Source organism: Halobacillus alkaliphilus, from assembly GCF_900113125.1.
Taxonomy (GTDB): domain Bacteria; phylum Bacillota; class Bacilli; order Bacillales; family Halobacillaceae; genus Halobacillus; species Halobacillus alkaliphilus.
This window is the reverse complement of sequence record NZ_FOOG01000011.1, coordinates 32,957-42,599: the sequence shown is the minus strand read 5'-3', so window position 1 is coordinate 42,599 and position 9,643 is coordinate 32,957. Positions and strand designations below refer to the sequence as shown.

The window sequence follows — 9,643 nt, the reverse complement described above, 5'->3', positions numbered from 1 at the left end:
TCCTCGTCAATTGTTCCGGGCTCCACTACGCACCGCCAGCAATAAGACAGTAATTTTCCGCAATTAATAACTAGTTTTTCAAAATAAATATCAAAATAAAAAATTCCATTATTACAAAAATTTTACGTTTAAATGACGTGTAAATCCGAAACACATATAATGTAAGCCATTTCATAACTCTAAAGGAGGGGTAATGTATGAAAAAAACAAAATATCTTGCACCGGTATTAGCTTTAGGAATGACCTTCGGCTTTGGCGCTGGCAGTGTTTCGGCTGAGAAGACCACTGTTACTTTTGATAAAGGAGATACGCTTTGGAGCATTGCCCAGCAGTATGAGGATGTTTCGGTGAACGATTTATACGAATGGAACCCCGGTATAGATGCGCATAACATTCAAGTAGGTTCTGAAATCACCTTCCAAACAGGGGAGGCTGCAGAAGATGACATGCCAAATGAAGTCTTCCACACTGTGACCCCAGGCAGTACCCTGACGAGCATCGCAAATTTGCATGCGGGTGTCACACTGAAAGACTTATATGATTTGAACCCTGACATTGAACCTCGTAATTTACAGCCCGGCCAGGAAGTAAGAGTCAGCCGCAGCGATGGCTACAGTAAAGAATTTCACACCGTACGCCCAGGAAGTACACTGACAAGTATCGCGAATCTTCACGCTGGTGTAACGGTTGATGACTTATATGGCTTAAACCCTGGCATTGATGCACGCAACCTCCAGATTGGATCAGAAGTCAGAGTCAAATAAACAAAACAATCCCCCGTCACCTCTAAGCGTGCCGGGGGATTTTCTATTAGTAGTCAGATGCTGCTTTCTTTAAGCCCAAGGATTTTTGATTGTAAAATAAATAGAATTGCCCCAGCGATAATAGAATAATTATGGAAAAACCTAAGAAAATGTTACTGTAAATCGCCGTATCTCCATTGAAACCGAGCCAATTGAGAGGTCGGGCAGGGTCGAAGAGGTCCAGTGTTTTACCGATGACGGCTCCGCTTAACGCACCAGACACAAAGTTCAGCAGATTGAATACACCCATACCTACTCCGGTTTCTTTTTTATCGAGCAGATTGGCAAGAATATCAGCGGACGAGGCCTGAACAAGTGGAAAGCTCATATAGGCAACGATAATTGTTGCACTTACGATATACTGATTAGCTCCTACAATCATGGAAAGTAGGAAGAATCCTGAAGCCAGCAGTGTCATCGCAAGGTAAAGTACAAAGGTATTCCCTTTAGTATCTACCAGATTTCCGCCTTTTTGCCCCATAAGCGCAGCACTCAAAGCTCCTGGGAAGAGGACGAGCCCAATGGCCATCGTGCCCAGTTGGTACGTATCCCGGAACATGATCGGCAGCATGAACATCATGCCGAATAAGCAGGTAATACTTAGAAAACTTGTAATAATGGTAGATCTGTATTTGATATTTTTAAATAAATGCGGAGGAATAAATGGTTCTTCGATGGCTTTCATTCTCCATAAGTTTAACAAGAAAAACAGACCGGTTAGCCCGAAGATCCATGGGATTCCGAGTGTAATCCCGAGCAGCAATGTGGAAATGAATCCAGCAATCAAAGCCGCTCCTATATAATCAATGTAGCCTTTATTCGTCTCTTCCTGCGGTAGGTTTTTTCTAAGAAAAGGCAGTGTGACAATAATTAATGCTGACGTCAAAAATAAGTAGCGCCAATCCAGGAATCCGGCTATAAACCCGCCTGCAATCGGCCCTATGCCTGAGGCAAAGGCCATAACAGAGGATACAATACCCAGTACTTTTCCTCTTGTTTTAGGAAAGTAACGAATGGGTGCTAAAAATACAAGCGCAGGAATCATCGCTCCCCCTACGGCTTGAATGACGCGGGCCACAAGGACCATCCCATAATTCTGAGCAAAGAAACCAAATAACGATCCCGCTGCAAAAATTGTCAGGCCAACCGTGATTAAGGTACGGAAGGGATAAAAGTCCGCGAGCTTTCCATACGTTAGTGCACCCACCGCATATACCATAATGTAGCCGGTCATGACCCAGCTTACTTCTGAAGGCATCAGCTGATACGTCTTCGCTATATCCGGCACAGCAATATTAAACATCGTTCCGTTCATCACGGAAAGCATAAGAACTGCACATAATGAGACTAATAGTCTCGTCGGGTTAGGTACAGACGATTCGTGTTGCTTCTCCATTCTAATGCCCCCCCCTTTTTATTTCGCATCTCGAAATGAATCCTAACGAATAAGAGGGGAGATTGCAAAGATAATGTACCGAGATTTTAAACTTTTACAATTGGTTACTATTTTCCCTACGAAAGACTTTCCTCTTTCCAATCTTCAAGACTCCGAAGGTCGTGCCCACACGAGATGAATGGAATTAAGAAGTGAGCTTTCCACCCGCTTTATTTCCAATGGTGATTCGTCAAACAACTTCAACATATCTCTGTTCACGTGGCACCCAATACGCTTTTTCACCAATGGATCCATCAAATGTTGAAGACTGGAAACCAGGCGGTTTGTACTCACGCCGTGTTCCAGCAGAAGGATCTGCCCCTCTTCCTTACATAACGTTCCGAGCTTCTCTAGCACCTTTTCAGGATTAGGATAGGAGCACATCGACAAGGTGGATACGACCGTATCAAAAGAACGGGAAGGTAAGTCGAGCTCCTCAACATTTTCAACCATAAAATCCACCTTCAAAGTTTGTTCAGCCGCTGCTCCTTTGGCCTGTTCGATCATAGTCGGACTGAAATCCACCGCGGTTACCTCAGCATCTTCAGGATAGTATTGAAAATTCGTTCCTGCTCCTACCGATATTTCTAGGATATTTCCTCTGGCTGAGTGCAGTAACTTTCTCCGCCATTTATGGTCCGCGGTTTGTTTTCTTGCGCGTTTAGCATACTTTTCGGCTTGCTTTTCAAAGAGTTTGATCTGGCGATTAATGTCCATAATCCTACTCCCTTCTTTGAGTCTCAAGAAAACACTTTTCCTTCTGCAATTAAACGCTCCGCCCATTTCAAGACACTACGATTACTGCTAACATACATCTCCTGGTCGCCCCTGCCAGAAGTCTGCATTTCAATCCCGTCAGGTCCTTCATTCCATACTTTAATATTATGGGTGAACTGCGGTTGTTCATCCTTGAAACAGGAAGGCAGTTTCCACTGGGTGCGGTTTTTCGCCCCTTCTTCGGTCAGTACCAAACTTTTCTCATAACCGAACGTTCCCCAGCCTCTTTGACCCGGGTTCGTAGAAAAGTCAGAAGTCGCTGCGTAGATACAATTACGTTTACTTTGATTATCTTCTTTTTCCTTGATATGAGGATGATATTCTGCCCAGGATGGTACCTGATCTGCATTCACATCCCAGACCTCGTCCACCTCCAGGTAACCAAAGATCACATGAAGGTCCGGTGCGTCTGGCACGTAGCGATACTTCCCGTTTACTTTTTCCACTTCTTTAAACCATCCGAAAAAAAGAAATAGATCTCCCGGACCAACATCACGGTTATGCAGAGTGCCCTGAGATATACCACTTTGGCCAAACAGGCCGCGCCATTCCTCGGAGCGATTCTTCATCATAGTGGACTCCAAATCAGGATCAAGATGTGTCTCAGAAAACTGGTTAATTCCTAAATCTTTCATGATGTCCAGATAGCTCTCGCTGCCCACTGCATTAAGGTCTTTATAAAATATTCCTGTATCTGCCCTTGGAATGTGAAAAGGCAGGAGGCTGTCTTTATAAATTGGACTGGGCTTACCGCCCGTACTGCTATCAAAACCTTTTCTGCTTAGGATGACTTTTCTTACCACAAGCATCGCCCCTATCATCATTCAGTCAAACTTTTCAACGTTATAGGATTTCCATTAAACCTAGTAAGATTAGGTGTTATACTAAACATAATTACAAATTGAAACGTAATTTTTCTCCGGCAAAAATACTCCACAATTCTTATCCTAATAACTTATAACGTCATTTAATTCATTTTCCTCATAGCTGCTTAACTCATTATTTTTCATAAGTACCTATTAACCTTCGAGGGAGGCTGTTGGAATGAAATCTATAAGCACGCCTGAAAAACAGGCAGAGTCCTTGGAAGAGTCGATTGAATTAATGGCAGAGCACCTCCATATTCTTCAACGCAGCAGTGACTACCGGGCTGTATTTCAGCATGTTTATTTATTAATGACACAGGAAATGCAGATGCGTCTTGAATCTGGTTTCTTTGAAGACCGTGTTTGGATGGAACGCGTTCTTGTTCGTTTTGCCCACTATTATTTTAATGCCGTCAATGCCTATGAAGCAGATACTCATTGCGCACCCGCGTGGAAGCTTGCTTTTCAAGTAGCTGAAGAAAAACAGAGTTTCGTACTGCAAGATGCCCTGCTCGGCATCAACGCCCACATCAACCGCGACCTCCCCATGGTCTTACATAAAATTCTTGATGAGGATCAAACTTGGCCCAATGCTCGTCGTATGCTCCACAGGCGGCGGGATCATGAACGTATAAACGATGTATTAGGTGATCTGGTGGACATCGTTCAAGATGAACTAACGAAACACTATGCCAGCTTGCTTCGTTGGATAGATGTTCTTATGGGACGCAACGATGAAACGTTATCTTCTTTTTTTATGGCTAACTTCCGTACAAACGTGTGGTATAATGTCGAGCTGCTTCTGGACGTCTCAAGTGAAGCAGAGTTCAAGGAGCAACAAGAACGAATTGATGAAGAAGCCTACCGCATCGGACTTCAAATTGCTAACTCACCATTTTCAAAATACCGCTTCGTTAAAAGCCTGGCACCTTTTATGCGTAAGTATCATTGGTTCTAAGTTTGAAAAGGAAGCTGAACGCCCCAACGCTTTCATCTAAGTAGAAACGTTCAAATGAATTTATTCTAAAAATAAAAATAGCAGCCCTTGCTTCAAGTCTGCTATTTTAAGTCTTCCTCATGTCCGTATTCGAATTTAAGATTCTTTTACTTTCTTCTCTCTATTTTCAAACTTGGCTGACATAAAACCAAGCGCAGAACCAAAAATAGCCCCGCCGAGCACTTCAACCGGCTGGTGGCCTAATAGTTCCTTCAACTCTTTCTCCCGCTCTACAAACTCAAAGCTCGGAAAGTCGAGAGCAATTTCAGCGAAATTATCCTCTAAGTCATTAACCAGTTTAGCGATCTCTCCCGTATGACGGCGGATGCCCTGCGCGTCGTACATGACAATGACACCAAAAACGGTCGCCAGCGCTGTTTCAGTGTGGCGGGATCCTTTATTAGCTGCTATGTAGGTCGTTAACGCGGCAACTCCTGCCGAATGGGAACTCGGCATGCCTCCGGTTGTCGCCACCTGTTTCACATCCCACTTACCTGTCAATCTTTTGTGAGTTACAATCTTAAGTGCCTGGGCAATCCCAATGGCGGATAATGCGGTTAGTATTCCTCGGTTCATCTTCTCCATGTCGTTCACCCTTTACTTTACAATCATTCTACTTATTTCATTACCCTAAATATCGTGTTTTATTCGGTGATTCATTAAATTCTTTCCATAGGGCTGTCTTCTTCCAAGAATGACGATCCATACTTTTCCAATTCGTGGGTTCCTTTTCTCTTTAACCGCCAATCCTCTTCATGCTTACGCACTTCTTCCACAGACTTCACACCGAGCCGTTCCCACTTCTTCAAGATGCCCTCACAGTATTTAAAAAATATTTTATTCTGCATCAATGCCATTTTCATCGACTCTATGACCAGATCCTCAGATAGAACAGCGCACCATCGTGAAATACTTTCTATCGTATAGGGGGTGAGATTTTGAAAGTTTTGTTCATAGAAATGAAGCGGTGCCGCATCATCTACTAGTACATGGTTTTCTCTTTTTTCTTTTCTTTTATATAAAGGGGCTGATTCTAGGTCGTCTGGGTGGTCACCAAAGTGGGCGGTTCCTTGGGCTTTCTGGTTCACTTCTGCGCTCGCTCCCTGGTTCGCTCCTCCGCTCATGCTCTCCTTGCCTTCTTTTCTTTCACGCGAAATCATTTTGTAAAAAGGGGCATGGTTGCGATCAACGGACCGGTGTTCAATATAACCCTTATCAACCAGCTCTTTCCTTGCCCGCTTAAATGCTGTTTCTTTCAATCCTGACTTCAGACGAAGAGCAGATGCAGGGACCGAGAATTCCTCACGCCATCCTGATTTATTAGCAAACTGCATCATCGTGTACCACAATCCTACCGCTGACGCTGACAATCCATCCAGTTCAATCTGATCAAAGAATCCATTCAATTCTCTTAAATAATTCATGAGTACCGCCTCTTTCTTTTTCTATAAAAAACTCCTCCATATCTATTATCGATTTGGAGAAGCATTTCGGTCTCATATTCTTTAAATTTTTTTTAGACAGAGGTACTTTTTATCATGGCGCCCACCCTAACTAATTTGTTGTATGTAGGCATGTATAGTTTCCTTTCCCCCTTATTAATCTTAAGTTTACTAAACTAGGAGTACTCGTACAAAGATATATAATGAAGGAAGCTGCTCCGCCTAATTAGAACAGCTTCCCATGGATTTAGATAGAAAATCTTAAAATCTGAAGCCAAATACAGCCACATCAATCGCATTCACCCCGGACTCATCCGGCACCTCTGCTTTCATGACCAAATCGAGACCAGGGGCATGATAAGTTCGAGTAAGCTGTTCACCTGGATCAAGGATAAGTATATCCAACACTAAAAAGTTAATCTGATCAATTTTTGTAATCAGTTTAAGAGTTACAGACCCTTCTGAAACAATCCGGTTTCCCGCAACGACCCGGATCGTGTAAAAAGGCTGAACGTGAATTCCATCAGCATGCGTTCCTGTGACCACTACCGTTTTCCCTGGTTCAATCGTCTGCCCGGCTGGTTCTGTCTTAAAAAGAAGGTTATTTCCTCGTTGAGCTCTTTGAGACATGTAGCTCCCCTCTCATCCACTTTTTATATCCTATGAAGAATGAAGGGGAAAAGGAATGATTAGTTTATGGAGACTGCACTTTTTAAAAAGTTCCTCTCTCTTCAGGCAGACTCTCTGCCTTGTATAACCGCCTCACTTTTACAGCTTCTTAAGCAGACCGTTTCTCAAACAAACCTCTAAAAGCAGTTCCTTGTAACCACCCGTTTCAAACTGAATCCCGATTTGATCTCCGCCGTACTCTTTAATCACACCAGGGCCAAACTTACTGTGAATAACCTCTAGCCCAAGGTCAATATCATCGAGCTGGACCAGACTTTCATCCGATAAATCAGAGGCGGCATACTTACTCTTTTTAGAGGAGGGGGTTTCGCCCGCAGGCTGAACTATCTTTTTCACATTCGTAACAAATATCGATTCTGTCACACGCTCACTGCCTTTATAGTGGTAGGTCAGGAGTTCCAGGTTCGTCCGGGCCCGTGTCATCCCCACATAAAACAGACGTACCGCTTCTTCCATAGGACCGTACTCTTTGTTACGGTAACGCTCCATATCATTCTGGGACGGAACGATTCCATTAATGAGGTCGATCATATAAACCTTGTCATACTCTAAACCTTTAGCACTATGAAAAGTGGTGAGCGTCAAATTGCTTTTATTCTTGTTGAATTTCGACGTTTGGACTAGATGCTCCAGTTCCTTCAAACGATCGGCGAAGTCTTTTAACGTCTCGAGTCCTTCCGCAATCTTTTCCAAGGTATCAATTATGCCGAAAAGATGTTCCGAGTTAAAGCCGAATTTCTCGCACATTTTTTTGATCGCGTGGTCATAACCGAGCTTTTCACGGATCGTTCGAATGGCTTGATCCGGCGACATTTGGTTGATGGATTGGAACAGCTTCTGTGCTTTTGGAATGGCCTTCTTCTGATAGGAAGGCAGTTCAATTTCAAGCAGCGTATCAAAAATAGACGTTTCGATCGGCATCTTCTTCAAGTAGGCGATCTGCCGCTTCGATATATAGGCGTTAAATTTCATATGAATTCTTTCGAGGATATCAATCCTGCGATCATTATAAGAAAAGCGCATGAAATTCAGCATATCTTCAACGATCCAGTGTTTGAAAAACTTCGGATCAATATCTTTCATATAAAAGTGGACTCCTGCCTTATCCAGCTTATCCGCAAGTGGCACCGCAGAAGCGTTATTACGGTAGAGTACAGCGACTTCCTCGCTGACTCCACTTTTCTTTATCTCCTCCGTCACGTACTTCAACTGATCCTCATAATGATGCATCGTCTTGATAGCGACCGGCTGATCGGATGAATTATCCGTAAACATTTCCTTTGGGTAGCGGTTCTGGTTACGCTTGATGAATTGATTGGAAGCTTTCACGATCTCCTGTGAGGAGCGGTAATTCTGCGACATCGTCATCACCGTGGCCCCAGGGTACTCCTTCTCGAACTGCAGCAGCTTCGTCACATCTGACCCACGCCACATAAAGATGGACTGGTCATCATCAGCTACCACACAAAGATTGTTTTGCGGCTGGGATAACAGCTTCACAATTTCATGCTGAACGACAGAATTATCCTGACTCTCATCGGTCAGAAGATACTCAAATTTCTTCTGATATTTAGCCAAAATGGCGGCATCATCTAATAAATACTGATAGCAATACGTCAGCATATCATCAAAATCCAGCAAAAGCTGCGTCGAATGATTTTTCTTGAATCGTTCATAGGCTTGATAGATGGAAACCGCATTTTTAACGGTGCAGGTAATTTTGTCCAATTCCTTCCCAGAAGCCATCCGGTTTTTCACAAAGCTGATATAGGTCATCAGTTCGTCCATCTCGTCATCCGTCATTTGCGTGCCATTCGTATCCTCATATATTTTTTTCAAAATAAATTTCTTATGCAGGGGTACCTCTGGACCGTCCCAGCCTTTTTTCCATTCGTCCTGCGGAACCTGCCCTTCAATCAGCTGGAAATCCTGGTTTTTCTTACGCAGATACTCCCGAACCACCTGGAAGGCGAAGCTGTGAATCGTTGAAAAATGGACTTTTTCATTCGTTAAGCCGGAAAAGAACCGATCGAAACGTTCCGACATATCCCGTGCGGACGCCTTACTGAATGTAATGGCCATAATTCTGTCCGCTCTCACCTTTTTCTCAAGTAAAAGATAACCAATTTTCATATTAAGTGTGGTCGTTTTCCCTGATCCCGGAGACGCAAGCAGAAGCAGCGGTCCATCTGTGTGTAAAACAGCTTGTCTCTGCACGTCATTTAAACGGACGCCCGTGGTTTCTTCCATGAATGCAAAGAAATTCCTCGTCATCGGTACGTCCCTCCTTCCTCTCCTTACTTACAAAGAAAAATAGATGGAAGAAGGGGTAGATGCCCTTCTTCCATCTATTCATATCAACCGATTGAGTACTCCCGCACCCAATATCCTTTTCACATTATATCTCTTATAGGAGTTCGATTCCACCTCAGAAGGGTGAAATTTAATGAAAAAAGACTACGATAACTATTTCACCTTCGCCACCGTTTAGCGGATTGGATCATGCTTCGAGCGGAATCGGGGCGTAGCCTGCTGAAATAGAGTAGTTTCCCTTTGCAACGGCATAATTGCGTCATGAGTTACTTCGATTGGGTCGTCAGCTACTTCAATTGCGCCGTCAGCTACTTCAATTG

At 43.5% G+C, this 9,643-nt stretch carries 9 protein-coding genes; 2 read left to right on the top strand and 7 right to left on the bottom strand.

Features of this window, described 5'->3' with window-relative positions:
• Positions 1-197: 197 nt before the first annotated feature.
• A complete protein-coding gene (locus tag BMZ06_RS08470; RefSeq protein ID WP_089751624.1) occupies positions 198-764 on the top strand; it encodes a LysM peptidoglycan-binding domain-containing protein in 567 nt (188 codons plus the stop codon).
• Between the two features lie 46 nt (positions 765-810).
• Here the strand turns inward: BMZ06_RS08470 and BMZ06_RS08465 are convergent, their stop codons facing one another.
• The 3 genes from BMZ06_RS08465 to BMZ06_RS08455 all read right to left on the bottom strand — a co-directional run bounded on the left by BMZ06_RS08465 (position 811) and on the right by BMZ06_RS08455 (position 3,818).
• The gene (locus tag BMZ06_RS08465; RefSeq protein WP_089751623.1) at positions 811-2,199 is read right to left on the bottom strand and encodes an MFS transporter; all 1,389 of its coding nucleotides are present in this window, start codon (positions 2,197-2,199) and stop codon (positions 811-813) included.
• A 144-nt stretch (positions 2,200-2,343) separates the two neighbouring features.
• Complete coding sequence (locus tag BMZ06_RS08460; RefSeq protein WP_175477833.1) at positions 2,344-2,955, bottom strand: class I SAM-dependent methyltransferase; 612 nt, start codon at positions 2,953-2,955, stop codon at positions 2,344-2,346.
• A 23-nt stretch (positions 2,956-2,978) separates the two neighbouring features.
• Entirely contained in the window at positions 2,979-3,818 is an 840-nt protein-coding gene (locus tag BMZ06_RS08455; RefSeq protein WP_089751621.1) for an Nmad3 family putative nucleotide modification protein, read from the bottom strand.
• Between the two features lie 241 nt (positions 3,819-4,059).
• On the opposite strand from BMZ06_RS08455, the gene BMZ06_RS08450 reads away from it, so the two are divergent.
• Entirely contained in the window at positions 4,060-4,839 is a 780-nt protein-coding gene (locus BMZ06_RS08450) for a DUF5995 family protein (protein ID WP_089751620.1), read from the top strand.
• A gap of 135 nt (positions 4,840-4,974) precedes the next feature.
• On the opposite strand, the gene BMZ06_RS08445 is transcribed toward BMZ06_RS08450, so the two are convergent.
• The 4 genes from BMZ06_RS08445 to BMZ06_RS08430 all read right to left on the bottom strand — a co-directional run bounded on the left by BMZ06_RS08445 (position 4,975) and on the right by BMZ06_RS08430 (position 9,284).
• Entirely contained in the window at positions 4,975-5,463 is a 489-nt protein-coding gene (locus BMZ06_RS08445) for a divergent PAP2 family protein (protein WP_089751619.1), read from the bottom strand.
• A 74-nt stretch (positions 5,464-5,537) separates the two neighbouring features.
• Positions 5,538-6,302 carry a DnaD domain protein gene (locus tag BMZ06_RS08440; protein WP_089751618.1) on the bottom strand — a complete coding sequence of 255 codons (765 nt, stop codon included), beginning with the start codon at positions 6,300-6,302 and terminating at the stop codon, positions 5,538-5,540.
• 279 nt (positions 6,303-6,581) lie between these two features.
• Positions 6,582-6,950, bottom strand: a complete 369-nt coding sequence (locus BMZ06_RS08435) for a hypothetical protein (RefSeq protein ID WP_089751617.1) — start codon at positions 6,948-6,950, stop codon at positions 6,582-6,584.
• A gap of 138 nt (positions 6,951-7,088) precedes the next feature.
• Positions 7,089-9,284, bottom strand: a complete 2,196-nt coding sequence (locus tag BMZ06_RS08430) for an ATP-dependent helicase (protein WP_089751616.1) — start codon at positions 9,282-9,284, stop codon at positions 7,089-7,091.
• Positions 9,285-9,643: the final 359 nt, after the last annotated feature.

Excerpts from the sequence above, each read along its gene's own strand:
- BMZ06_RS08470 (WP_089751624.1), top strand. The coding sequence starts at position 198 with ATGAAAAAAACAAAATATCTTGCACCGGTATTAGCTTTAGGAATGACC.
- BMZ06_RS08465 (WP_089751623.1), bottom strand. The coding sequence starts at position 2,199 with ATGGAGAAGCAACACGAATCGTCTGTACCTAACCCGACGAGACTATTA.
- BMZ06_RS08460 (WP_175477833.1), bottom strand. The coding sequence starts at position 2,955 with ATGGACATTAATCGCCAGATCAAACTCTTTGAAAAGCAAGCCGAAAAG.
- BMZ06_RS08450 (WP_089751620.1), top strand. The coding sequence starts at position 4,060 with ATGAAATCTATAAGCACGCCTGAAAAACAGGCAGAGTCCTTGGAAGAG.
- BMZ06_RS08445 (WP_089751619.1), bottom strand. The coding sequence starts at position 5,463 with ATGGAGAAGATGAACCGAGGAATACTAACCGCATTATCCGCCATTGGG.
- BMZ06_RS08440 (WP_089751618.1), bottom strand. The coding sequence starts at position 6,302 with ATGAATTATTTAAGAGAATTGAATGGATTCTTTGATCAGATTGAACTG.
- BMZ06_RS08435 (WP_089751617.1), bottom strand. The coding sequence starts at position 6,950 with ATGTCTCAAAGAGCTCAACGAGGAAATAACCTTCTTTTTAAGACAGAA.
- BMZ06_RS08430 (WP_089751616.1), bottom strand. The coding sequence starts at position 9,284 with ATGACGAGGAATTTCTTTGCATTCATGGAAGAAACCACGGGCGTCCGT.